Annotated in this window: 21 protein-coding genes; 9 read left to right on the top strand and 12 right to left on the bottom strand. The window is 36.3% G+C overall.

The genetic code is table 11. The features are described 5' to 3' along the window. Positions 1-93 precede the first annotated feature (93 nt). From Arg41_RS01245 to Arg41_RS01220, 7 genes are all read right to left on the bottom strand, one after another. On the bottom strand, positions 94-1473 hold the full coding sequence (locus Arg41_RS01245) for a hypothetical protein (protein ID WP_092490425.1): 1380 nt from the start codon (positions 1471-1473) through the stop codon (positions 94-96). Positions 1474-1723: 250 nt separating this feature from the next. Then, positions 1724-3055: a hypothetical protein gene (locus Arg41_RS01240; protein WP_092486746.1), complete on the bottom strand. Its 1332-nt coding sequence runs from the start codon at positions 3053-3055 to the stop codon at positions 1724-1726. 429 nt (positions 3056-3484) lie between these two features. Next, positions 3485-4846 (bottom strand): hypothetical protein, encoded by a 1362-nt coding sequence (locus Arg41_RS01235; RefSeq protein WP_092342836.1) that lies wholly within the window; start codon positions 4844-4846, stop codon positions 3485-3487. Positions 4847-5053: 207 nt separating this feature from the next. Further along, positions 5054-6379, bottom strand: coding sequence for a hypothetical protein (locus Arg41_RS01230; protein ID WP_092490424.1), 1326 nt, complete (start codon positions 6377-6379; stop codon positions 5054-5056). Positions 6380-7390: 1011 nt separating this feature from the next. Beyond that, positions 7391-7546, bottom strand: coding sequence for a hypothetical protein (locus tag Arg41_RS08095; RefSeq protein ID WP_172792643.1), 156 nt, complete (start codon positions 7544-7546; stop codon positions 7391-7393). Then, complete coding sequence (locus Arg41_RS01225) at positions 7533-7994, bottom strand: hypothetical protein (RefSeq protein ID WP_092490423.1); 462 nt, start codon at positions 7992-7994, stop codon at positions 7533-7535. Before Arg41_RS01225 ends, Arg41_RS08095 begins: the two co-directional genes overlap by 14 nt. A 1048-nt stretch (positions 7995-9042) precedes the next feature. Continuing rightward, positions 9043-10125, bottom strand: a complete 1083-nt coding sequence (locus Arg41_RS01220; RefSeq protein WP_092490422.1) for a hypothetical protein — start codon at positions 10123-10125, stop codon at positions 9043-9045. Positions 10126-11551: 1426 nt separating this feature from the next. On the opposite strand from Arg41_RS01220, the gene Arg41_RS01215 reads away from it, so the two are divergent. Beyond that, a complete protein-coding gene (locus Arg41_RS01215) occupies positions 11552-12202 on the top strand; it encodes a nicotinate-nicotinamide nucleotide adenylyltransferase (RefSeq protein ID WP_092342737.1) in 651 nt (216 codons plus the stop codon). Positions 12203-12219: 17 nt separating this feature from the next. Further along, positions 12220-12558, top strand: coding sequence for a ribosome silencing factor (rsfS, locus tag Arg41_RS01210; protein ID WP_092342736.1), 339 nt, complete (start codon positions 12220-12222; stop codon positions 12556-12558). A gap of 9 nt (positions 12559-12567) precedes the next feature. Here rsfS and ftsY read toward each other — a convergent pair whose 3' ends face one another. Next, entirely contained in the window at positions 12568-13578 is a 1011-nt protein-coding gene (gene ftsY / locus Arg41_RS01205; RefSeq protein ID WP_092342735.1) for a signal recognition particle-docking protein FtsY, read from the bottom strand. 155 nt (positions 13579-13733) lie between these two features. On the opposite strand from ftsY, the gene Arg41_RS01200 reads away from it, so the two are divergent. Genes Arg41_RS01200 through Arg41_RS01170 form a run of 7 tightly spaced genes read left to right on the top strand, consistent with a single transcriptional unit; the run spans position 13734 to position 22131 of the window. Next, on the top strand, positions 13734-15140 hold the full coding sequence (locus Arg41_RS01200; protein WP_092342734.1) for a M16 family metallopeptidase: 1407 nt from the start codon (positions 13734-13736) through the stop codon (positions 15138-15140). Continuing rightward, positions 15133-16482: a M16 family metallopeptidase gene (locus Arg41_RS01195; RefSeq protein ID WP_092342733.1), complete on the top strand. Its 1350-nt coding sequence runs from the start codon at positions 15133-15135 to the stop codon at positions 16480-16482. The genes Arg41_RS01200 and Arg41_RS01195 overlap by 8 nt, the downstream gene beginning before the upstream one ends. 1 nt (position 16483) lies before the next feature. Then, positions 16484-17041, top strand: a complete 558-nt coding sequence (gene rsmD, locus Arg41_RS01190; protein WP_157722211.1) for a 16S rRNA (guanine(966)-N(2))-methyltransferase RsmD — start codon at positions 16484-16486, stop codon at positions 17039-17041. 12 nt (positions 17042-17053) lie between these two features. Then, entirely contained in the window at positions 17054-17557 is a 504-nt protein-coding gene (locus tag Arg41_RS01185) for a dihydrofolate reductase (protein WP_139057371.1), read from the top strand. Positions 17558-17562: 5 nt separating this feature from the next. After that, positions 17563-18330 carry a hypothetical protein gene (locus tag Arg41_RS01180; RefSeq protein ID WP_092342730.1) on the top strand — a complete coding sequence of 256 codons (768 nt, stop codon included), beginning with the start codon at positions 17563-17565 and terminating at the stop codon, positions 18328-18330. A gap of 2 nt (positions 18331-18332) precedes the next feature. Then, positions 18333-20144: a hypothetical protein gene (locus tag Arg41_RS01175; protein WP_092342729.1), complete on the top strand. Its 1812-nt coding sequence runs from the start codon at positions 18333-18335 to the stop codon at positions 20142-20144. After that, complete coding sequence (locus tag Arg41_RS01170) at positions 20134-22131, top strand: PP2C family protein-serine/threonine phosphatase (protein ID WP_092342728.1); 1998 nt, start codon at positions 20134-20136, stop codon at positions 22129-22131. The genes Arg41_RS01175 and Arg41_RS01170 overlap by 11 nt, the downstream gene beginning before the upstream one ends. Here Arg41_RS01170 and Arg41_RS01165 read toward each other — a convergent pair. From Arg41_RS01165 to Arg41_RS01150, 4 genes are all read right to left on the bottom strand, one after another. Beyond that, positions 22128-22628, bottom strand: a complete 501-nt coding sequence (locus Arg41_RS01165; RefSeq protein ID WP_092342727.1) for a type III secretion system chaperone — start codon at positions 22626-22628, stop codon at positions 22128-22130. The genes Arg41_RS01170 and Arg41_RS01165 overlap by 4 nt on opposite strands. 149 nt (positions 22629-22777) lie before the next feature. Continuing rightward, complete coding sequence (locus Arg41_RS01160; RefSeq protein ID WP_092342726.1) at positions 22778-23029, bottom strand: EscF/YscF/HrpA family type III secretion system needle major subunit; 252 nt, start codon at positions 23027-23029, stop codon at positions 22778-22780. Positions 23030-23108: 79 nt separating this feature from the next. After that, positions 23109-23330, bottom strand: coding sequence for a hypothetical protein (locus Arg41_RS01155; protein WP_139057370.1), 222 nt, complete (start codon positions 23328-23330; stop codon positions 23109-23111). A 3-nt stretch (positions 23331-23333) separates the two neighbouring features. Continuing rightward, positions 23334-24749: an FHA domain-containing protein gene (locus Arg41_RS01150; protein WP_157722210.1), complete on the bottom strand. Its 1416-nt coding sequence runs from the start codon at positions 24747-24749 to the stop codon at positions 23334-23336. Between the last annotated feature and the right edge of the window lie 12 nt (positions 24750-24761).

The following is a 24761-nucleotide window of genomic DNA, read 5'->3' as shown; positions in this document are numbered from 1 at the left end:
TTAATCTGACTGCATAGGGTAATAGAGGTTGTAAAAATGCCTAAAGGTTACTTTTATGATTAAACTTAGGTTTATTTTTATTTGCGCTTACTGTCAATCTAAGGTGCTTAGAGTCATCTCCATTTCTTTTATTTCTGTTCTCATTTTTTTTACTGATTCAAGAATGTTCTCTATAAAAACTGGCTCAATAAGATTTTGATCCGTTCTGTCTTCATTATCGGGGCTGATTTTTTTAAGTATATAACTAGCTTTATCAAGATCATGGTTGAGCAGCTCTTTATCTCTTTTATCCGATTTGGGTTCTCTGCTTAGGCTAATTTTTTTTAGTAACATATTCATGCTCTCTATGAATGTCGGGGCAAGAAAATTTTCATCTGATTTGTATTCTTCGCTTAGGTTAATTTTTTCAAGTAGATTTTTTATTCTCGCTTTTTTTCTTGTTATCAGATTGTGATATTTTCTTTTTAATAAATAAGATGTTAGGCTTAGTGATGATGTCAGTAACCGAATTTTATCGTGCTCTGTTTTTGAATTACTTGATATTCTGCTTTTAAGTGATTCTATTCTGTCTTCCATGGTCATAAAGTTGATGCTTTTCATGATATAAGAAATATTTTTTAGTCCTCTAAACTTGCTATCTACTTTTCTCATTAGCATAATTATTTCCAATGATCTAATGATGGACATTTCTTTTTCTTTGATACTGCAAAAAAAATTTATATACTCGTCACATAAATCATCTCTTTTTATCAACGATTCTTTTAACACTAAAAGATAGTGATTAAGTTCCATACTTGATGTTTTAGCTAGGATATATGCCTGTTTGTTAGATTGGAAAAATTTTTCTTCTAAAATAGACATAGATTTTTCCAGTGCCTTTGTTGCTGACGAAATATTATTATTGATAAAGATCAGGGTATTACTAATAGAGTTGTTATTTTTAGGATAAGTACCTTGCTTAAAATATAGCGGATCATGGTAATCTTCATCTCTGATTGAATCGTTTATTGTCGCTACTGAGCTTGGCATGTCTGGAAGCGATAAAATTTCATCTCTTTTTTCATGGTAATTTTTGATGATATTAGTGCTATTTTTATTGTAAATCACGTCATACATTGGATTGTTGTATATGTGTGAATGTTCTGTGGCTGAGTATTCTGAGAAAAGATGGTGAAGCTTAATAACGTCGTTGACACTGCTATTCCACTCTGATAAGTAACAAAGTTCATCTACATTGCAGTCATGATAAGATAATTTATTTCGATAATCAGCAGACCTATCGTCAATTTCTAAATCTAAAACAGATTCATATTTAACTAAATTAACTTCTTTGATCTTAATAAGAACTGCAGCGCCAATTATTTCTTTCATGGATAGTTGTTTGATCTGATCTAAGGCTGCCTTGTTTTCAGCGCCAAAGATTGTTTTAATCGATAGATCTTGCAAAGTTGGTGGCAATAAAATTTTGTCCATAAATTATTGATCAACTCATATCCAGTCAGTGGCTCCATCTAATGCTACGCTGATTTTACTTAATCTGTTTTCCTCAATAGTAATATATATATTTGTGGCTATATATGAACGAGTTGTATAGAAGATCCTATTAGTTAACTATATATGGCCTAATTATTCTTATCTATTATTAGTTATAATCTATGTGGCACTTTATGGCTTATCGGAGTGATGATAATTTTTGCTTGATACTAAAATTTGGCAGTAACATTTATTTTTTGAAGTTTTTATGTGGATAAGGCTCAGAAGTGTCAAGAAATAGTTCCATTTCTTCTATTTCTTTTCTTAATCCCCTTATTAATGCATCGGTGCTGTCATTTTTCTTAATTTTTTTCAGAAGGTACTTTACTACAAATTTTTTGTGCATTATAAGGTCAGGGTACCTTCTCTTAAGGAAGGACTTTATCTTTATAATTTCAGTTTTAGATAACAATATGCACGATTTCTTTTTTTCGACAGTTTTTCTTGCCAACAAAAAAGGTTCTTCTTTTTCTTCTAACATATCTTTATTCTCCATGGCGGCAGTGATAAATATAATATCACTGCGTAATCCCGTAATTCTAATTTTAAAGGCTTCGAGTGCATCTTCCAATGATATATAATTGCACAATTCCAGCATGGGAGTAATTGTTTTATTTATAATGTTAGTGGTGAGTTCTACAAAATTTCTTAGGCAAATTATTATCTCTAATGACATTAGGATTAGTTCCTCTTTTCTGAGATCTAGCATGTTTTCTGCGTTTGTTCTTTTTGCTGATAATCTGCGTTCGGCTATTGCTGGGAAAAAAGAAGTATGGAATTTTATATGCAATAATAAAGCTGTAACCAAGCGATATATTTTTTTTCTTATATATTTGCTCTTTTTTTTTAAATCATTAACAAATTTGTGTAAGTGGAGACGTATTGTTGAATAAGATTCAATTATTGGGCTAATAATGACCTCAATGAATAGCTCCATACATTGATAATTGTTTCTATCTCCATGGTAATGACTAACATCTAAAAATATTATCGGGTCATAGTAATACGAAGTTTCTTCTAGTGAAGGTATTTTGGGAGGAGGCCCACCTGCTGGAGGAAAAGGAAGGGACAAAATCCTACTTCTTCTTTCGTAGTAATTTTTAATAATATCACCGGTATTTTTAGTATTGATAGTTTGGCATATGGGATGAGTGTTTCTATACTTGTTCTTAGATAGGAATGTTTTGGAAATATTCTCACATTCATTCATTAGTACGTGTACATGATCCATCAATGAAGCTAGGCTTGTGAGCTCTTGATAATTACTTATTTTTTTGCAGTTTTCATGGAAAAAGTTAGCATTAACTTGGTACATTTGGGTTAATTGATCACCATAACAACATCCTAACGATGGTTCGTATTTAGTCCGCCCTCCCTTGCTGTGATTCAAGGCTACAATAAGTTCCATAGTCTCTTTATGGGATAAGTGCATTAATTGCTCAATAGATTCCTTTCTGTTAACACCAAAAACAGATCCTATTGCCAATTCCTCTAGGCTTAAGGGTGACATAGCCACAGACATAGATTTAATCTCTAAAAATTAGCCGGGATAACATTCTATAATAATTGGACAGAATACGCTTAAGCCACTTTCAATTATGACAGGTGTAAATTTATTAGTAAAGTTTATTTGTTGTCCTGTGTAGACAGTGCAATTTTCATTTAACATGGTCAGAAGCTATAAGTAAAGAGGACGAAATATGATTGTTATTTGGTTCATACGATTCAGTGGCTTGTATTTGCTCTATGGAATTGTTTTAGGAAATCATCCATCTTTATGTATCATAAATGGCATGTACTGATCATAGTAAATTTTGATAAATATTTAATGAAGAAATTGTACAATGCGAGGGGATAAGCAATTATCCTGTGGCTGAAGTGGCGGTACAATAACGGTAAAAACTATTTTGTCTTTAGGTTTTCATTAGTCATAGATGGGTATTGATAATAATTATTGTAAATGTTTCACTTTGCTCGGTGTAAGTTTTACTAAAAATAGCTCCATTTCTTTTATTTCTTTTGTTAGTTCTTCTATTAATTTGTTAGTATTACTGTTTGAGTTAATTTTATCCAGTAAATAGCTTATTACAAATTTTCTGCTCATTATAAGGGGAGGGTATTTTGCTGTTAAGAAGGAGGATATTTTTTCGATTTCAATTTTAGATAACAATATATCTGATTCTCTTTTCTCTATTTCCATTATCCATGCAGAGGGCTCTTCTCCTAGCACATTAACAATACTAGCATTTCTTTTTTCTGTCGTCATAATTTCATGGACGGTTTTAATTTCAGCGCTCAATTTTATTACCTTATCTATAAATACACCGATTATGTTTTCTGCTGGTATATAATTGTGTAACTCCAATATGGGAAAAAATTTTTTCTTTAATGTATGAATGCATTTTATAAGATTTCTTAGGCATATTACTATGTGCAATGACATTAGAATAGATTTCTCATCATTTATTGGAGCTAGATTTAAGTTTGAGTCTAATCCTGACGATCTTCTTGTTTTTTCTGACAGCTTTTTATAAGCTAATTTCTGGAATGAAGAAGCATATGTCTTTATTTGTGATAGTAGTGCCATAAATAAGTAATATGTTTGCTTCCTTATGTGTTTGCGTGATCTTGCTAAAGAACTAATTAAATTACGTGAGTAGACAAATATTGTTGAAGAAGACTCAAGGATTGGATTAATAATAATTTCAATAAATAAGTTCATACATTGATAACTAGGGCCAATGTAATCGCAATAACGACGTGTCTCTAGAAAAATTAGCGGATCATAGTAGTACGAAATTTTTTCTTGAGATTGCAAATCAGGCAGTAGCTCGTTTGTTGGAGGAGGCGGAAGCGACAAAATTTCATTTCTTTTTTCTCTGTAATTTTTAATAATATCCACCGTATTCTCAGTATAAAGCAATTGACATATGGGGTGATTACTATTGTTTTCATGCTTAGGAGGCAATGTTTTTGAAAGATTGTTATCGTACTCGTTAATTATTTTGTTTATGTGATGTTTAAGTGATGTTATGGACACAAGCTCTGGATAATTATCTAAATTTCTAAAATCATTGCAAAAGAGTTTACTATTATTTTGGCGTACTTGGGTTAACTGAGTATTATTACAGACTCCCAAAGCGGATTCATATTTGGTACGCATAGCTCTATTGTTATTTAAAGTAACAATAAGTTCAATCGCTTCCTTGTGCGACAGATGCATTAGCTGTTCTATAGACTTTTTTTTGCTAATACCAAATATGGTTCCTATTGCTAATTCCTCTAGGCTTAGAGGTGATAAAGTTTTATGCATAATAATTTTTCCAATAGCTATTAGGATTACACTGTGTCGTTGTGATTCAAGCTAGGCATAGTAATTGAAAGTTATTAAAGGCTCAACTACTTCATGAAGAATATAATTTTGTTAGAAAAGTAGTTATTATTAGGTCTGGTTTTTACTATGACGAGCAAAGCAAGTGCCACAAATCATAATCCTAAAAATAATAAATTCATATAGCAATTAATTTTTATTCTTAGTTGTTATTTTAGGTAAAGCTTTTATGGTAGTTTCCATTTCTGCTATTTCTTTTCTCATTTTTTCTACCGACTCATTGATGCCATTTATAAAGACAGGTTCAAGAAATACCTTATTTGAGCTGTCTTGGTCTTTTAGGTCAATTTTTTTAAGTAATTGTTCTATCCTTGACCTTTTTATTGCCATGATAGCACGGCATTTTTTCCCTAAGAAGTGAGAGGTTTTTTCTAGAGATAATTTTAGCGAATTAACTTCATCTCGTCTGATTTTTCCCGTCGATATTTTATTTCTGAACATTTCTACCAAGTCCTCCAATTGGACAAAATTGCTCCGCTCAAGTAATGGTATAATCTTTTCTTTTATTGCTCTGACGTTGCTGTCAATGGCTCTCACGCAAGCAACAACTGCCAATGATTCCACAAGCTGCAGTTCTCTTTCTTTGCTTCCTAGTTCTTTATAAAAAACCCCAGCAAATTTTCCTATCATTCTATAAGTTCGACTTCTTTCTGAAAGAGATTTTTTTAATGACATAATTGAATGCCTTAATTGCAAACTTGATGCCATGACTATAGTATGAAACGGTTTCTGCAGGTAACGACTGTTTCTTTTTAAAATAGACATGGTGTCATCCAGACTTTCCATCAGGATTGCAGCACGTGTTTGTGTTTCGGCTAATATGATGCCAAAGGGGTAATCTCTTTCATGGTCAAGGTAGTTCTTGCTCAAAAAACGCATCGGATCGTAATAGCATGAAAACTTTTTCATGGATGGTTCCGGACTTGCGGACCTTTTAGTTTTTGAATGCTTACATCTCTTACTTGTTAATTCTGGAAGTGATAAAATCTCACACCTTCTCTCACAGAATTTTTCATAGTAACTTTTTGATGCGTCTGTGCCTTCTTTATTGTAAATCACTTGGCACATAGGGTGACTTTTCCAGTGTTCATCATCTATGGGTAGGTTTTTTGAGAAATTATCTCCATGTTTGTTAATGAATTTACCAATGATACGACTACATTCCGATAATGCACGAAGCTCATCGTAGTTGATAAGTCTTTTGTAGTCACTCTCAGACAGCTTGCCAAAATCTTCGTAAAAAAACTGATGCATGTTATTACTTTCAAAGTTTAATACTGACTCGTACTTGGTAGGGCTCATTTTTGGAGTTCTTACTAAAACTGCGGCTTCAATAATCTCTTTCGTGGAAAGTTGTCTGAGACGGCTAATGGACTCCTCACAACTAACTCCAAAGATAGTTTTTATCGATAACTCAAGTAAGGTGCAAGGTTTGAATGCACAAACATTGTTCATAGGCGATTACTTGTCTAGAGTAAATAAACTAAAAATAAACACACTTAAATCTAAACTTAAAGTACAAATAAAGCCCTTCTGCCTGAAACAGCACAAGATTTTATTCGCAGCAAACTTAGCCGCCATGCTAAATGTAAAATGCGGAAGTTAAAAACAATTATTTCCTCTTAAGTGTTGCATGTTGGCGTTACTCTAGCATTATTAAATTGATATGTAACGTGTATTTTTACTCTAAGTCGAAGTAGATGAAACATACTATTTTTAATGCCATGATATAATAAACACATCAACATTGCATTATTCTTTACAATTCACAGATGATGAACACTGGAAAAGTCACCCTATGTGTCAAGTGATTTATCTACCATGCTAAGTTAATCAGTGCTTGTTGTCTAGTTACTTAGCCCCTGTTATTTTCGAATACGTCCTTACTAACGTTAATTTTATCTCGTTATAGATACCAATTATAACAAAAAATCTTATCTCATATTTACTTGTTATGCATGGATTTATATGAATCACATGTTTTATTTTATGTATTAGTAAATATTATTGCAGCGCATAAATATATTGTAAGTTGTCGAGAGTAACATTGATATATAGTTTTGTTGAGACAATTCGCAGGGAGTGTTTTGATCATTTTCAGATTTCGAAGATGAAATCGTATTTGTAACATCGGAGTCATAATATGGATATATATAATTGCAATCGGCGATTTGTTAATTTAGGCATAAGAAAATATCAGACGGAAGTAGGTATACAAATTATCTAGTAGGTTAATTATTCTAATAACAGGACTGCAATCTTACTTCCTGGTGGATTATATTAGTCCTATTAGGTGGTTATCAATAATTAACCATATGATTTAATGGACAATGAGTAAGTTTTTATAGCCCTGTACTTTCGTGTAACGATTGTGTTAAGTCTTAGTTTCCGTGACCATATAAACCAATACTAGTGCAGTGGTGTTGACGTATCTATCGTAGCTGCCACGGAAGCATTTAGAAAAAACTAATTATCTTCTTTATGTTCCTGCGGCAGGTCAATACTTGATATCCAAAACACAGAAACCAGTGTTAAATGCGGTGTTGCTTTGATCTGAAATTTCACGTGCGGATAATTGTTTCTACGACAAAATACTTTTGTTGCTGGGTTAACTGACATCATTTTTATCTGCACAGGAACTTACCCCACTAGCAATTGCTAAGACTAAAGTAATGATGGCTGCGGACATAAATAAAATGGGAAAATAATTACTATCTTCAGTAAAGGATGAAGCTATAGATGCGGCTAATGACATAGCAGATAAAACTAGAAAGCATAGAGCCATAACGAACAATGTTCCGGTATTCTGTTTTTTTTGTGAATTAAGATCAATAAGTTTTTCTTTTAAACGCAATGTTTTGCTTTTAATTGTGCTTAGAAGATAGTTACTTGTTTTATTAGAACTAGTAGTTGTTGGAGATTCACATACAACTTCACAAAGATTATTTTTACCCTTGCTAGGTGATTTTGACAACATAACTTCTGTTACATTGCTTTCATCGTCGTTGATACTGTGACCATTCTGCATCAAATTCGGTTCGTGTTCTGTGGTACAACAAATCGGGTTCATCTTACGTTTCCTTGTATGAATGATAAATTTACTAAGCTATTGAAGATAATGCTGACATGCTACATTGCCATCATAATAAATAGTATGAACTTTTTATTCGACAGTTTCTTAGATAGGATAGTTTTTCATCTGATGATCATGATTGTTTAGTAATGTATTCAGTTTTCGGTAGTTAATGATTCGACGGTTTTTATCAATCATAAATTGTTGATTAAATTATCAAATTTTTTATATCAATTAAATGTAGTTGAAAAAATACGGGAGAGATTATGAAATAATAATAGTCAGACACAGTTAATTATTTAGTTTATGCCTTTTTGGTTTATTAGGTATCTATTAAAGTGTTATAACTGCCTACAGTGCATATGTTATCTTACGGCATTTAGCGTGAAAATATCGCTTCCAGGGTATGCGCTTAAAGGTGATTAGTGATAATTGCTCCATTTTTTGTGTTCTATTAATCAATATTTTTAATTATATATAGAATGTTGTTATACAAGAATGAAACCGTGGCTACGGTATGTTTCCATGTGTTTAAAGCAGCAATGCTGATACTATTATTTTTTTCAAATTGATATATTACTCTTAATAATTTTTTCGAACTCTATGTATAACATACGAATAAAGATCATATGTGCTAATAATTAATACTTATTTAGTTGTAACAATGACAAAAATTATTTAGCTATATATTATAGTAGCAAAGGTAGTCTCTGTATTATAGTTCTTTTGTGGCAGGAAAAAGGGGCAGATAAAATGCTATTTTTTCTGTAGTAAATTTTAACAATATTTATTTGCCTTTTATATAAAAAAACTTTGATTCATGAAGAGATCACTATTATGTTAATAGCTGTGTAGTCAATTTTTTGAAAATTAATTGCTATGTTTATAAATTATTTAGAGAGAGTATTTTATTGATTATGTTTTTACTCATATCTTATGGATATATAGTATGTGAAGTTGTTCGGCAATATTGTTAGGTGGCAAAATAGCGGAAACAGTATTAACAGCGTTACAAATCATCAGTGGAAATTGCTCAAGGGACAAACTAGTAATTTTCTATTAAATCTAGCATAGGAGTAATTATTCTTTTTAATATGAGAGCACATTTAATTATATCCTTTAGGGCCACTATAGCATCCAACGACGCTGCAACAAATTCCTCTTTCCTAGGGTCAACTAAGGATTTACGCAACCATTCTATTTTTTTATTCAATCTGGGATTGGGTGATCTTTCGGCTTTTCTTTCCAATCGCCTTAGTTTCGATCCATTTACACGTGAATAGCAACTGCTTATTTTCGATCTTCTATTGATCCTTTTTCCCACTAAACCAGAATAGTACTTCATTTGATAAAATGATGCATTAACTAAGTGATATATTTGCTTTCTTATATAGCTGCGATTTTTTTCCAAAATATCAATCGATTGAAATGAAGCTACATATATTTTTGTACATGATAAACCAATCGTATGCCTAATAGTATCAAATGAATCAATCATACGTGGAAGATGGATGGGTGGAAGATGGATGGGATCAACCTTTCGGTAATTTGAGCAATTTTCGTGATTCAGGTAATCTGGGTAATGATATAACTCCAAAAAAAACAAAGGATCATAGTAATAGCAATTTTTCTCTTGTGAAGGCACTTTTGGACATAAAAAACCTGTTGGAGGCAATGCAAGGGATAAAACTTCATGTTTTCTTTCATAGAAGCTTTCTAAAACATTTTCTGCTCGAATAATTTGGCATATGGGATGGGCGCTATTATACTTATGCGATGAGGGGATACTTTTTAAGATATTCTTACATTCATTTTCAATTTTGATGACTTTCATGCGCAGGGATGCTAACCACAATCGCGACAAGATACCTCCTAAATTATTCGTGCAATCATTCTGTTGTATTTGTAACAAATCAATACCACAAAAATTACTCAGAGCAGACCTGGATTCTTCATCCCCAAATCTTTTGCGGTTTACAAGTATACCCGCTGAAATAATTTCTTTGTTTTTTAGGTGACTTAATTGCTCAATTGATTGCTCAATTGGTTTTGCGCTACCAGTGCTGAAGTCAAACAACGCATTAAATGACAGCTTTTCCAATGTCATGGGTGAAAAAACTTTAGACATAAATAATTCGACTCAACAAATCATAATAATATGATGCCAGTGTATCTATATTGAATTGTAATTTATATGTATTTTTGCTCAATACTTATGAAAATACAATATATCGATAATGCTTTCTATGAATATTGGTGTGAGTTGTTTGTAGTTAAAATTCAATATAGGTGGTGCTTAGTACTGCCGTTAATATTGCTTCTCCATTCTTATAAAGAGCAAAGCTTATAAAGAGCAAAGCTTGTCGATAGTTCCTGCCTTATCGTAATTATGGCACGAAAATTTATTTCTATTATGCTCAGAAAATATAGATTTGTCGTAAGCTTCTTAATTTAAAAAGATTAATATTCAGTTAAGTTTACTTTTTTGAGTTTTATAAGAACAGCAATATTGATATGTTGATACTATCATTTGGGTTAGTTTTTTTCTATAAAATAATTTATTACAAACTTAAAAGCTTTAAGTGCATCTCCCAATTGTACATACTTGCCTATTCAATTTCAATGCCAAGACATCTTTTTCTACGACAAAATGTTTTTGCCACAGGTTTTAATTGACATCAATATGAAACTAGCAAGTGCTAATAAGAAAGTAATGACTGAGACCGACATAAAGATAACGGGAAATACGTTATTTTTTTCGTAAATTACTATGCAGATGCTGCTAATGCCATAGCAGATAAAATTGGAAAATATAGAAACAGAAAGCAAGGTGTGATTATTTTTTTGTTGGGTACAATCAATAATTTTTCATATACAAAGACTGTGCACTCAGAAGATGTCTTTCTGTTTTATTGACGCTAGTAATTATTGGGTTTTTTAATATAACTTCATAAATGTCGTCTTTGTTTTTGCTCGGTGATATTGACAATATACTACTTAGTAAATCGATTTTACTGACGTTGATAATTTTTTGCATTTCGTACTTACATTAGTATGTTTATCGAAGATACAGTTTTTATAGTATGTGGGTAAAGATGATGGAGAATAATTGTCACCATAAAATTCATCCCCAAAAATATCTAAAAAATTTAATGTTTAACTACTATATTTTTATATTCAATGTAACTAATTTGTTATTCTGTGTGTCGGTGTCGTAATTAAGAAGAAATCGCTGGAGCTGTAAGCAAATGAGATCGTGGTCTTTACCACGAGTCTCAAAGGCACTAAGGATAATAACCTGGCGATTATGAGCTTAATAAAATTTAGTCAAACATCTTTGTAATGATACAGTCTAGTATTTTCAGTTGCTTGTAGTTAGATCACAATTTGTCTTCATAGCAGGGGGTAATTTTTCACTATACATAAACTAAACTTAATTTTTTTTGATGTAAAGTCATTAATTTTATGTAAAAGTAAGTAAACTTTACTTACTTTATTACTGTACTAGCTTGATTTGGTACCAGCATTAGTTGTTGTAAAGGTGTATTATTGCTTTGCGATTGGTAGATACAAGACATTCTATGCGAGAACACATAGGAATTTTTGGTGGCACTTTTGATCCGGTGCATAATGGTCACTCTGCGGTGGCTCGTTCTGTGCAGCTAGCGTGTTCTTTTTCCAGGATGATTTGGATGCTTGGTAATTCTTGGCAAAAAAGTCATGTAGGTGCCCCCATGAATCACCGGTTGAGTATGCTTTACCGAGCTACTGCGCAGTGTCCAGGGCATGAAGTTGGTTTGTATGAAGTTAATAGATCTGGATCTACTTATACTATCAGTACAGTTCGTGCTTTGCGGGAGAAGTGGGGATATGATTTTCCGCTAACAGTTGTTTTGGGATGGGATAGCTTTGTCGGTTTATTGACTTGGAAAGATGGTGTTGATCTTCTCAGAGAGGTAAATTTGGCTATCGTCTATAGGGATATTGCTCCTAGTTATCTTCCGGATCCGTTGTCGTTGCTGTGGCGTGGTCGTCAAAAGCACTTGCTTCATGGGCAATGTTATGGTGTTGTTTTAGATGTGCCTATGGTTCCGGTTTCTGTTTCTTCAACTCATATTAGGAATGCTCTTCGTACTTCCGATAATTATTCTGGTTTATTTCCAGACGTTGCTGCTTATATATCTGAGCATGACCTTTACCGATAACCAGTGGGGATGTCTTCATGGATGATTTGTTACATCAGCTTATAATTAACACACTAGAGACGCATAAAGCCCAGGATGTGGTTTTTCTAGATACCTCTTCTTTTTCCACTATTTTTGATTCCATGATTGTGGCTTCCGTTGGCAATCCTCGCCATGTCCAGGCGTTAGGCCGTTATTTGGTTGAGGCATTGAGGAAGGATAAATATCAGATTGTTGGTGTAGAAGGAGAGGGTGACGGCAATTGGATCTTGATAGACGCAGGGGTAACAATCATACACATCATGTTGACTGAAGTTAGAGAGTATTACGCAATTGAGGAACTGTGGAACAAAAGTCCCGGTAGTAGCCGCAAATAGATTTTCTACTTAGTTAGTAGTGTCTTCTATCATGTCTTCGGTTCCTATCAGGCCATCAACGTAATCGCAGGCGCTGAATGGGACAAGATCGTCTACTTTTTCCCCTACTCCGATGAAATAGACCGGGATTTTAAATTTAGTCGCGATAGCGACTATAGTCCCCCCCTTAGCAGAGCCATCTAATTTAGTTACTATTATACCAGACAGCCCATTCATGGTTTCATTAAATGTTTCAATTTGGCGGAGTACGTTTTGACCCATGGTTCCGTCGATTATTATGATCTTCTCTTGAGGAGGTTTGCCGAGTGATTTTTCAGCAACACGTGCTACTTTTCCAAGTTCTGCCATAAGGTGAGACTGTGTGGACATTCTGCCTGCAGTGTCAACTATCACCACGTCTATATTTTTTGCCTTTGCTGATTGGATAGCGTCGTATGCAACCGATGCTGGTTCTCCTTTTTCCTGAGAGATCATGGTTACCTGGGTACTGTTAGCCCAAATGTCTAGTTGGTTTGTAGCGGCTGCACGAAAAGTATCCCCAGCTGCTAGAAGGACGCTTTTGCCTTGATTTTGGCAAAACTTAGCCAATTTGCCGATGGTAGTTGTTTTTCCTGAGCCGTTGACTCCACACACGAGGACAACAGTCGGTGATTCATCAAGAGTAAGGCTCTTTTCTAGTGGCAAAACTTTATCACGCAATGCGTCACGTAGGAGATTGTGGATACTAGTTGATGAATGTTTGTTCTGAGTTGCCTCAAGTTTAGATAAAATTTCCTTTGTTGTTTCATGGCCACAGTCAGCTAGTATTAGGGTTTCCTCTATCCTTTCATAAACGTCTACATCTAAGGATGTTTTGGAGTACATTCCTTTGAGATTAGAAAGAATTTTATTTCTAGTTACACTGAGGCTATTTTTGAATCTAGCCCACGTTGATTGTCCATTTTCACCAGTAGCCGGTGATTCTTTGCCAGTGTTGCTGCTTTTTAGTGAGGAGACTTTTTTTTTCAAGAAAGTTAGCATCGACGATTAACCTCGTATATATCAGACCATATCTCTAACAGTGGGGGTTTGATCTGTTACCATGCAACATGTTTATGCTACTGACTAACGCTCCTATTCTACCATTAGAATAAATACACCGCATTGAACAGTATTGCTAATTTTAGGAAATTTTTATGATTAAGCTAAAATTAATGGCCGTATTTTTTGGATCCATGTTAATAAATTCATTTTTATTTGCCGAAGATTTATCAAGTTTGTCTGGTAGTTTTTCATTATCCAACGGTATGATGGTAACAGTGGTTCATGATAACCAATCTCCAGTTGTTTCTGTCGCCCTATTCTACAGAGCTGGTAGTATTGATGAGGTGGGAGGGGTTACAGGTGTTGCTCATGCATGTGAGCACATGATGTTTCGCGGGACTCACACTTATCCAGGGTTGCAATTTGTTAATCATCTGAAAAAAGTGGGTGCCATTTACAATGCTGGAACCGACCGTGATTTGACTGTGTACTACGAAAAAATTAATCGGTCTGACTTGGGGTATGTTTTGTCGTTAGAAGCAGATAGGATGAGAAATGCTACCCTTGATAAAGATGATTTTGATAAGGAACGTCAGGTAGTGATAGAGGAGCGTAGGCTGCGTGTAGATGATAATTCCAAAGAGCTTTTTGACTTGCAGTCTTATGCAACCGCATTTTTGACCAGTCCTTACCGTAACCCTGTTATTGGTTGGCGTGCGGATCTCGATGAAATGACAATTGATGATGTACAGCATTGGTACAATGAATGGTATGTTCCTAACAATGCGTTATTGGTTTTGGTGGGAGCGGTTACAGTGCAGGAGGCGCGTTCCTTGGTTGAGGCCTCTTTCGCTGATATTCCGCGAAAGGATCTTCCTGTTCGTAAATCACAGCCAGAATTGCCCCAAAGGGGCGCTAGGTATTTTGTATTGGAATTGCCTGTAACTTTTTCTATGGTTTCTTTGGCGTGGCCGGTTCCTTCATGGAAAGTGGGTGTTCCATTGATTGATACTGTAGCTTTGCAAGTTTTGGATTACATTTTGGGTGGGTATTCTGGGGCTCGTTTGAATAAAGAGCTTATCAAAAGAAGAAAGTTGGTGGAGTATTTATCCATTGACTATTCTCCTGTTAGTCGTGGTCCAGGCTTATTTAAGATTTCTTTGGTAGCAAGGGATGGGGCTCAGTTATCTACTATTCGCAGGGTGGTTTGGTCGCTTATTTCCGATATTCAGACGCAGGGTCCTACAGAGGATGAAGTTTATTCGGCGAAGAGATCTTTATATGCTAGACACATATTTGATCAAGACTCTTTGTCAAACCAGTCCTTTGATATAGGATATTTTGCAATGTCAGGATGGAATTTAGCGGCGAGGGATAAATTTTATAAATCATTTCAGGAAGTAAAAAAAGAAGATGTACAGCGTGTTGCTAAAAAGTTTTTCCAACGATTTTCTATGACTTGTGGTGAGCTTAGGCCTGTTCTGAACAGAGATACATCTAAACACAGTAGTGAGAGTATGCCATCAGATGAATATAACGAGGAGGTTTTGAATGGGTAGGGTGGTACGTTGCTTTATTATGTCAATGTTTACCGTGGTTAGTTTTCTTGCTAATTCCGTGCCACTTACTGTTCAGCATTGGTATGTTGATAACGTTCCTGTATTGTTTGTTGAAACGAAGCGTTCTCCAATACTTGATATTTCCCTGTCTTTTGCTGCTGGGTCAGCCTATGATCCCCAGGGATATTCTGGATTGGCTAGTCTTGTTGCTTCGCTGTTGTCTATGGGTTCTGCAGAAAAAGATGAGTTTCAAATAGCTGATAAATTTTCTGCTTTAGGGGCTTCTTATAGTGCTACTGTGGATGCCGATAGATCTGTTATTCACTTGCGAACTTTGTCCGATTCAGCCGCTATTGATGATGCTCTACGTGTTGTGATCAGCTTCATAACTAATCCATCATTTTTGCCAGATGTTGTTGAACGCCAGAAGCGCTTGATGATATCACATCTAAAAACTGAGAAGAGTTTTCCTAGTTTTTACGTTAAGCGTTCCCTGTACAGACAGGTTTATTCTGGACATCCTTATGGGGTTATGCCTACAGAAAGTAGTATCGCCAGTATTTCTGCCGCAGATATAAAACATTTTTATGATCAGCACTATAATAAGCGTTCATTGTCGATAGCTATTGTTGGTCATGTGTCCAGGGAGACTTCGGATAGTATAGTTAGTCGTTTGTTGTCTGGGCTACATGCTGGGACTAGAAAATATTCTCTTCCCAGAGTAAGGGTTTTACGTGGTCATGTTGAAAAGACAAACTTTTTATCGCGTCAGACTCATATAGCGATGGGTGTTGTTGCTGTTTCCTATGATGATCCTGATTACTTTCCGTTGTTGGTTGCTAATCAGGCTTTCGGCGGAGACCAAATATCTTCCAGATTGGCTCTCAATATTCGCCAACGTAAGGGTTTAGCCTATTCTGTAAGAACTTATTTTTTGCCGCAGCAGAAGAAGGGATTATTTGGCATTTCCTTGCAGACGCGCGACAATAGGGCGGGTGATGCTATATCTGCTGTTAAAGAAGAGTTGAATCGACTTGTTAAAGACTGTTTTACTGACGTAGAAGTTAGTGAGGCCAAGGAACGTTTGATAAAGGATTTTTCATTACGACAGGACACTAGTTTAGGATATCTTCATATTCTATCTCTCATGGGCTTTTATCGCCTTTCTCCTAGTTGGATCGATTCCTATGGCGCGCATGTTAACTCGGTGACAAGGGATAGTGTTTGTAAGGCGGTTAGATCTCACATTAAGTTACGTTTCTTATCAACTGCTATTGTTGGTCCTGTAAACGATAAAAATTCTCCCATTGACAGCAATATGATTAAGTCTTTGGGTCATTAGTGTGGGGCGTCTAGTTATACACGGGGGTCGTTGGCGTAGCAGAGCTATTAGTTTTATTGATGATACTTCTGTGCGTCCAACTCCTGTGAGGTTGCGTGAGACACTTTTCAATTGGCTGGGTCAAGATTTGTCTGGATTGCAGTGCTTGGATTTATTTGCTGGAAGTGGCATTTTGGCCTTTGAGGCACTGTCTCGTGGAGCTGCTGGCGCTGCTTTTGTGGACAACGATCCTCGTGCTATAATTGGTGTCCATAGGGCTGTTGTAGATCTTCAGACGGAAAATAATACGAAGATCTTTAGGAGGGATGCCACAAGTTTTTTGCGTAGCTTCAAGGATTCTTCTCTCCATTATGACATAGTATTTCTTGATCCACCTTTTGGTATGGACAGTTTATTGCTGGATTCCATTCTCCTTCTGGAAAAGAAGTTGATTTTTGGTTCAGTTGTTTATGTTGAGTCACCAATATCTGTTTGTTTGAGTAATGTTTGGCATCTTCTCAAAAGAAAGAAAGTGGCTTCGGTTTTCGGGTCTTTGTGGCGTTTGGGTTGTAGGGGTTAGGCGGTGTTGTCCATGATTGCCTGCTGTAGTCGTAATCGTGTCATCGGTAGGGATGGTAAAATACCATGGCGTTTGCCTGCTGATTTGTCTTTTTTTAAGCGCAAAACAATGGGGTCTGCTGTCTTGATGGGTAGGTTTACCTGGGAATCTCTTGGGGGCTATATTCTTTCTGGACGGGATATGGTTGTCGTAACTTCACTTCCCAAATCAATGTCTCCCAGTGGTGTAAACTTTGTTTCTTCTCCAGAGGATGCAGTGATTCTTGTAAACGGTGCTAAGCCAATTTTCATAATGGGTGGGGCACGTTTGTATGCGTGGGGATTGATTTATGCTAAAGATTTATTTTTGACAGAAATTCACGAAGATTACGAGGGGGATGTGGTTTTTCCTGCTTTGACTGATAGTTGGTACGAGTGTAGCCGTGAAGAGGGAAGCGAGCCGTATTTTGAGCATAAATTTGATTTTGTGCATTATCATAATCGTTCTCCTCTGCCTGTCTGTGGTGGAAGGCGGTGAGTATTATGTGGTTCACTAGAAATAAGGATTACGATCGTTTTTGGATTAGGAGTATCCTTCAATTAGCCGCTTTTGGTTTATTGTGCATGGTACTGTTTGCGACCGCAATTATAGTGGTGGTTTCTGATAATTTTTTCTACCAAACTAGGCTGCACACTTTTGATAACTATATAGATATCTCCAGACTTATTCGAGTTGAGGATTTTTTTCTACAAGTTGAATCTGGTGCTAGTTCTGATGCAAGTAAAAAAGAAATTTTTGAACGGGTTCTTGGAGAGAGTCAAATTGAGTTATCTCCTTATTTGTACAATGGTGAAATATTTAAAATAGACTCACTTCAAAGGAGAGCGGAAACGACACTAAGTTTAAATCCGGTTGAGGTGGGACACTACGTTTCTGATGATTGGCTGCAAGAAGCGTTTCGCAGCATTTCTCTTCAGACTTATGTTTGGCACGTTGTTTCTCCTTATTACTTTGTTGTTGGGATGCCTGTTCTTAGTGATGTCGACCGGGTTGATCTGAATGTTCATATGGCGCTTTCTTGGATTGTTCCAAACTATAACTTCTCGTTGGATTGGGTAGGTTTGGTGGTAGTTTTTATTTTGTTGGTGCTCTTATCTTCTGCAATTTTTATATTTATTTTTATTCCGCACATAAAGAATGTTTATGAACCTGATATGAGGGTTATAGAGAGAGGCCAGGACCGTTTTGATGCTGCTTGGCGTCGACTTAGGAAAGCTCAAGTGTTTCTTTTGCAACTAGAGGATGATTAATCATGAGAGTGTCACGGGTCACTCTGTCGGTTTTTTTGGTTGCATTACTGATGACAGGGTTTTTATTTCGTTATCTTTTTGTAATCCTAACTCCTATTTCTGAACAAATTATAGAAACGCAAAGGGATCTTCTTTTTCGTAATGTTTTCAGTTCCTCCCAGAGAATATTGCTACATGAAGATGGTTTGCGCATGCTTAAATCCTACCTTAATAAATTGCAAAATTTTTCTACGGATGAGGTAATTAATGTTGAGATAGAGGATGAGAATCACAATTCTGTTTGGTCAGTGAGACAGGGCAAGTCTGAATATTACAAAATTGCTAAATTACACTTGCCTGGTGGTTCGTCTTCCAGTAAAGGTTATTTTCTAAGAATGTATTTTGTTCCCGACAGTATTGTTTTTTCAGTTCCATTTCTTGTTCTGAGTGTGGTGTTGTTCTTCGGATTCTTTGTGATATACGAGCTGATGTTGAGTTTGATTAACTCAGGATTATGCTTAAGTCGTTGGTGTTATAGAAGAAATCTCAATTTTTGGGCTCAGGGAGATTTTTCTCAGCTGGCTTTTGTTCCATCCAGATATTCCGATCAATCAACACAGCAACAGATGTTTTTGGTGCAGTCTATAAATGAAATTTTTTCTTTTTTGCAGAGGCGTTGCCATGTTTTGCAAAACAGTACAGGTTCTTCGGAAATTGTGGATGCTTGCCATCAGCTAATTCAAGATGCTCAATCCCACGACAAACTTACATCGCGCTATATAACCATGCTTACTGCTTGGGCTCCAATGACAGAGCTGCGCTGGATGACGATTTTGGTGGCATGTCAGTTGAGTGTGATGGTAGAGTTGTCTAGAATTTCATTGCCGTTAATATTGTTTTCTGTTGTTTTTAGTTTGTTACTTGGAATTATTTTTGCCAATACAGTTACCTATCGGTATTCACGTCGCTTTGTGGGATTTTTAGCAATGGGGTGTTTGTGGACAGGGGTGATGTTGTTTTGGAAGTACCGACTAGTTGGTACTTCAGTGGCTGCTTTTGCTGTTGGTCTTTTTTGTCATTCTCTTTCTTTGTTGCCTGATAGTAGAAATGAGCTTATCAGGTATATTATACCCTCACATGAATCGCTACGTTGGCCGATTCGGCATCTTATTAGCGGATTTTTCGTGCCGATACCGCTTTTTTATGTTCTTCTAGAAAGAGTATCTGGTGATGTATTGAGTTCCTTCCCAGCCGTTTTATCTTTTGTCACTTCATATTTTTTGTGGAGATACATTCATCGCAATCCAGTGTGGCGTTACTCTTTGGTCCCAGTTAAAAGTTTGTCTAATTTTTGGTTATCATTTCCACCTATTATTGTTTTGTTTTTCTGTTTTGTGGGTGGCGGATTATGCTGGGTGGCTTTTTATCAAACTTCTCACTTTTTGGCGGCATGGTTTATCGCTTTAGCTTGCGGACTAAAACTATTTTCATTAGTGAACAATAATTTTACCATCAGGCGTTTGATGTTTTTATCTTTAGGTATATTTCTGTTTCTAATTCCTTTGCTGTCTGGTGTTTGGGTGCGATTTTTGTCTAGGGATGCTTTGATTTTTGTTCTGAGTTTAATTGAGGGCATTTTTATAGATATATCTGACAATAATGATAATTTGGTGAAGCACGTATACTCACCATTATCGATAGCTGCCTTATTTTTGGGGGGGGGATTTTTTTATTTGATGGATAATTGGGGAAGCTTAAATTTGACTTTTTCCATTATTTCTATATTTGGCGGAATAGCTGTTTATTATTACGGTGAAAGATTATATGATCATTAAAAATAATTTTATTTTCCGTATTACTATTGCCGTGATCTTGATTTATATTTCTGGATCCATATTGTTTTCTTTGCAAATTAAGCGTCGTATAAGAGAGAATAATTTGCAAATTCTGTATTTCCAAGGACATGCTTGGAATAATTTGAAGCAGCGAGCATTAACTAGACTTGAATATTTGTTGAATTCTATGTCTATGTCCAAGGATAAGGTTGTTCTATCAGACGTTCCTCAGGCTTTTACCGATACGCTTCTTGGTGGTCAGAAAATTTACTACTGGAAAACTAATGTTGCTCAATTGTACGGGTATTTTCGTCTCAGTAAAAAGGAGTTGCTGCTCTTTAATAAAAACAAGACTTGTGGATTAATTCCTGATAAACAAAACCATTTGGCATGGTTTTGTTCTAGTTCTAATAAGTCTGGAGAGGTGGAGATAGTTTTCAAATTTTTATCCGGAGATTTGAAGGTTATTTATGGAATTTTAGGATGGAAGTCATTAATTGTTGATACAAGAAACCACCTGTTAGAGGGAGATCTTTTTGATTCTGAAGTTCCCAACATCAATGATATTTACCCTGCATTTTTTGATTCATACACTAATGGCAAACACTACCTCTTTTTAACACAACCATTGCTCAACGGCAATTCGTCTCATTTAGCCACTTTGGTATCACGTATAGATCAGACGGATTTTTATATGGAAATCAAACAGGAATTGGCTGTTTTCTTCGTACTATTTGGTGTTTTTTTGGGAATAATTTGGGTGTGGTTGTTACTGAGTGTTCATGAAGGATTATCTTGGTTATCTAACGTATATGACCTATTAGCCTCTTTATCGAGGGGGGAGATTATTCCACCTATAGCTGGGGATTTGCTTACCCACGAAAATGAATCTAGTCAATTCTTTCAGTTAATTTATGAACTGCGAGAAAATAGGTTACGGTACGACATGTTTATTCAGGAGCGTGATCGAGTTACTGAAAAAAGGGCGCGATTAGTTAGGAGACAACTGGAGATTTTGGCTCAAACTCTTGATCAAGAGTCGGAAGAACAGATTATTCAAGAGTTGAGGCGTACTCAGCAAACTACTCGCCATAAAAGCGTTTTGGGGGGGGGGTTCTTTTCAGATTTTGCTAGTTTTACCTCACTTTTTAAAAAACTGACACACATGGTTGTAGATCAGCAGAGTCGTCTTCGTGTGTTATTAAAGCAGTTACAAGTTGCTCTTATTAATGAAGCCCAACTTCGAGTTTTGCAGCAGGAACTTGATATTGCTAGAAGTATTCAGGAGGCTAAATTACCCAAGAATCCACCATCATTTACAGAAATAGACCTATTTGCCAAAATGATTCCGTTTAGTGATGTTGGTGGGGATTTTTACGATTACTTTGAATTATCACCTTCTTCATTATGTTTTGTTGTTGCCGATGTGTCTGGTAAAGGTATTCCTGCCGCTCTCTTTATGGTTATTACACGTACTCTTCTTCGTGGATTAGCAACGCAGAATAAAGCGCTTAATGAGGTTGTTGATCAACTCAACGAGCTATTGTGTGCAGATAATCCTCAAGCTATGTTCGTAACCTTATTTCTTGGTGTGCTTGATTCCAGTACCGGGCATCTGTCTTATGTCAGCTGTGGTCATCCTCCGCCTATTATGGTGGATAGTGATGGTTCTGCAAATTTTTTGCCTATAGAAAAGAATATTGCTCTGGCTGTATTGGAGGGGTTTAGGTATACATGTAAAAGTGTACAGATGAACCCTGGAGACGTGATTTTTGTTTACACAGACGGCCTGTCAGAGTCTTCCTCTGATGCTGGAGGTTTATATGGAGGTGATCGGCTGAGGAATGTACTCTCTGGACATACTGGGGGGGAGTCTGCCCAGTACTATGCAGAATTGGTACTGAATGACATCAAGTGGTTCTCTGGAATGCTTGCAGAAGGTGATGATACTACCTGCTTGGTCATTCGGTACCTGGGACGTAATTAGCCACGAATGGCATTGATTTGAGCTGCCGCCGGATGAGGTCCTGATGAGTGGCTGCCTTGTCCCTCGTGAGCTCTCGGCTCTTCTAGGCTCTCTAGGCCTCTTTCAAGCCGGCTGCGCCAGCGTTCGACTTGGTCCAAGAAAAGCTCCAAAACACCCATGAGGTAGTGCGCATTAGCTACTTGTAAGTCAACTCTTCTCCACAGGATGATTTCGTGGTGAAGCTCATCCCAGGCAAAGCTAGCCCCAGACGTTTCGTTTCCGTAAGCGTTTAAGGCCATTAGTTTGCGGCAAATAACATCAGATACAGGACCATCTAGGTCCATAACTTTAGAATAAATGTGTATTACCCCATCCACGGACGAATGCTCAAGATTGACGGAGAATTTTTTGTCTGCAATAAGGCTTGCTACTCCCTGTTCATTGAGCTTAAGACCAGGAAGTTTCAGCAAGGACCCTAGCTCAACCACTAAGCTTTTAGCATCGACCATAGTATTCATTTATGCACCTTTCTGTTCTTATTCTTCGTGATAATACCACTTCCGTCTCCGTGGTGATGATGCACCATACCGTTATATATCCATTCCCCACAACAAGTGTAATATATTACATTGTACAACTCACCGGGTTGGAGATAAATATTTTTTAATTACATTCTTTGAATGATAGCTTTGAATAAATCACTAATGTCTTTGATTATTGCACTTGTGGTTTCTAGTATTACTGTCCAGGTGTGGATATACATTTGTAGCGATAACATATCTGTGGCAGAAGGGTCGGGCTTAGACCCAATTTTCTTGATCATTTCCCTAAGTCTGGTATCAGTTGCTTCAATTGCGTACGACATCAGTGAAGCGGCATCTTCGAATCCTAGTGCCGATGTTCCAAAGTGGTTTTGCATAGCGACTCCTTTATTTTTATTACTCCCAATCGAACGATATGGACTTTACTTTATCTAACATCCAGGCGATTTGTTGTCTCTATAGCTTTGATACTTTGTCCAAGAAAGAGATAGCTGAACATACTGCATTAAAGCAGCAGGTATAAGACTCAAAATCTGTCTTTTTTGTTCCCTGACGAATAACTTTTTCCAACCGTTGTCGAGATTTATGCAGTACTGACATATAATTTTCCACTTTTTTGCTATTGCCAGCACTTATTTCTCGACCAAAATCGGTCATTTTTGTAGTTTCTTTCATCATATGTCATCTTCTCAAAATTAATTTTTGAGGGCCGTCGAGCACGATCTCGTTATCATTAATTTCAGCTAAGCGAAAATTGCCTACGCGGCCGCCCACCATAACACGTCCACCGCCTTCAGTAATAATGTACTTATTGGCACCATTGATAACCCCATATATGCCGTATGCACCATAGTCTTTTGTAGTTTTATAAATGGCATTGGCATATTTACCTGGTGTTGTGTTTTGGGGATGTTGCGTTTGTTTATCTGGAATCTCTACTATTTTTGCAGATACAGACAACAGAGTTTTATATTTAGCGCTGAGCTCACTTAGTAGTTGATCCCATACATGCATAGACGAAGAATTAAGTGATCCGCTAACGTAGATATTGTTTTCAAGATAACGAAAAGACAGAGTGTCAAACCCGAGCTTGCGAGCCTCTTTTTCGAACTCCTCCGCTATGTTGGCTCCTGATTTTACCCCTCTATGGTCTACTGATTTTATTCCCATAACGGTAGTTTCAAGTGAAGAGTCAACTTGTGCTAGATCGTTGTCAGATCCAAACCCAATTAGCGTTACTACTCCCTTTAGAGAGACATCTTTTAGCCGGATGTTGGCAAATTTTTCTTTAAGAATTTCTTGAACACTTTCCTCAATTTCAGATATTACAAAAATACGAAGAACAACATTTCTTGCTAGAGAGGATAGTTTTCTTTCAATATGGTGTATGTCTGCTCTTTCAGGTACGTATCCAGAAACAATTACTTTTTTGAAATCTGTTTTTTCAATAGAGAGGTTAAATTTTGCAAATTCCGGAGCAATGAGAGCACGTACACTGAATTCCAACTCATTCATGTGACTTATATTTTTTTGACGATCAGTAAGTTTTTCCCGGTGATTAATCATGAGGTAGGAGCCAGTAGATATCAGTACTACTAGTGCCACCACAATGCCGCCAATTACGGTCTCTAAGCGTTTTTTTGTGATTGTGTTTGCCGTCTTTGAGTTAACACTGATAGCGCTTCCTGGATCTTGTTCTTCTGCTTGCCCTTCCTGTATCGTGTCCTCTAGGTTTTCATCGTCGTAATCATCATCATCCTCATCGTTCTCATCAGATTTGGAATATTGCTTGGTCTGTTCTGGGGAGGGTATGTCCTTGGGCCATATTTGTGTGCTCAGTGCTACACTAATTGGTACGATACCGATCCAAAAAATATCACCGAAAGACATTGATAAAGGATAGTTTTTATCAGCCAGTTTGATTGACCAAGATGATTTATCAATGCTGATAAAGGCTGCTTGCGGTAGTATTCCTGGGTCGTTTAGTACGATGTCACAGTTAGAGTCTGATCCAACAGTGATTGAACCAGATACGGCTACTTTTGCACCAGCATGGAGCCCTGCTAGTATCCTGATTTCATGAGACATTTTTTCCATAATTTGTTCCAT

This window comes from Candidatus Ichthyocystis hellenicum (assembly GCF_001460935.1).
GTDB lineage: Bacteria > Pseudomonadota > Gammaproteobacteria > Burkholderiales > 2013Ark19i > Ichthyocystis > Ichthyocystis hellenicum.
Note: the sequence above shows the minus strand (reverse complement) of the source record. Positions and strands in the feature narration are given on the sequence as shown.

Bases quoted from the DNA above. Each gene is read 5' to 3' on its own strand.
- Arg41_RS01245 (WP_092490425.1), bottom strand. From the start codon at position 1,473: ATGGACAAAATTTTATTGCCACCAACTTTGCAAGATCTATCGATTAAA.
- Arg41_RS01240 (WP_092486746.1), bottom strand. From the start codon at position 3,055: ATGTCTGTGGCTATGTCACCCTTAAGCCTAGAGGAATTGGCAATAGGA.
- Arg41_RS01235 (WP_092342836.1), bottom strand. From the start codon at position 4,846: ATGCATAAAACTTTATCACCTCTAAGCCTAGAGGAATTAGCAATAGGA.
- Arg41_RS01230 (WP_092490424.1), bottom strand. From the start codon at position 6,379: ATGAACAATGTTTGTGCATTCAAACCTTGCACCTTACTTGAGTTATCG.
- Arg41_RS08095 (WP_172792643.1), bottom strand. From the start codon at position 7,546: ATGATGTCAGTTAACCCAGCAACAAAAGTATTTTGTCGTAGAAACAAT.
- Arg41_RS01225 (WP_092490423.1), bottom strand. From the start codon at position 7,994: ATGAACCCGATTTGTTGTACCACAGAACACGAACCGAATTTGATGCAG.
- Arg41_RS01220 (WP_092490422.1), bottom strand. From the start codon at position 10,125: ATGTCTAAAGTTTTTTCACCCATGACATTGGAAAAGCTGTCATTTAAT.
- rsfS (WP_092342736.1), top strand. From the start codon at position 12,220: ATGGATGATTTGTTACATCAGCTTATAATTAACACACTAGAGACGCAT.
- ftsY (WP_092342735.1), bottom strand. From the start codon at position 13,578: ATGCTAACTTTCTTGAAAAAAAAAGTCTCCTCACTAAAAAGCAGCAAC.
- Arg41_RS01200 (WP_092342734.1), top strand. From the start codon at position 13,734: ATGATTAAGCTAAAATTAATGGCCGTATTTTTTGGATCCATGTTAATA.
- Arg41_RS01195 (WP_092342733.1), top strand. From the start codon at position 15,133: ATGGGTAGGGTGGTACGTTGCTTTATTATGTCAATGTTTACCGTGGTT.
- Arg41_RS01185 (WP_139057371.1), top strand. From the start codon at position 17,054: ATGATTGCCTGCTGTAGTCGTAATCGTGTCATCGGTAGGGATGGTAAA.
- Arg41_RS01180 (WP_092342730.1), top strand. From the start codon at position 17,563: ATGTGGTTCACTAGAAATAAGGATTACGATCGTTTTTGGATTAGGAGT.
- Arg41_RS01175 (WP_092342729.1), top strand. From the start codon at position 18,333: ATGAGAGTGTCACGGGTCACTCTGTCGGTTTTTTTGGTTGCATTACTG.
- Arg41_RS01170 (WP_092342728.1), top strand. From the start codon at position 20,134: ATGATCATTAAAAATAATTTTATTTTCCGTATTACTATTGCCGTGATC.
- Arg41_RS01165 (WP_092342727.1), bottom strand. From the start codon at position 22,628: ATGAATACTATGGTCGATGCTAAAAGCTTAGTGGTTGAGCTAGGGTCC.
- Arg41_RS01160 (WP_092342726.1), bottom strand. From the start codon at position 23,029: ATGCAAAACCACTTTGGAACATCGGCACTAGGATTCGAAGATGCCGCT.
- Arg41_RS01155 (WP_139057370.1), bottom strand. From the start codon at position 23,330: ATGATGAAAGAAACTACAAAAATGACCGATTTTGGTCGAGAAATAAGT.
- Arg41_RS01150 (WP_157722210.1), bottom strand. From the start codon at position 24,749: ATGGAAAAAATGTCTCATGAAATCAGGATACTAGCAGGGCTCCATGCT.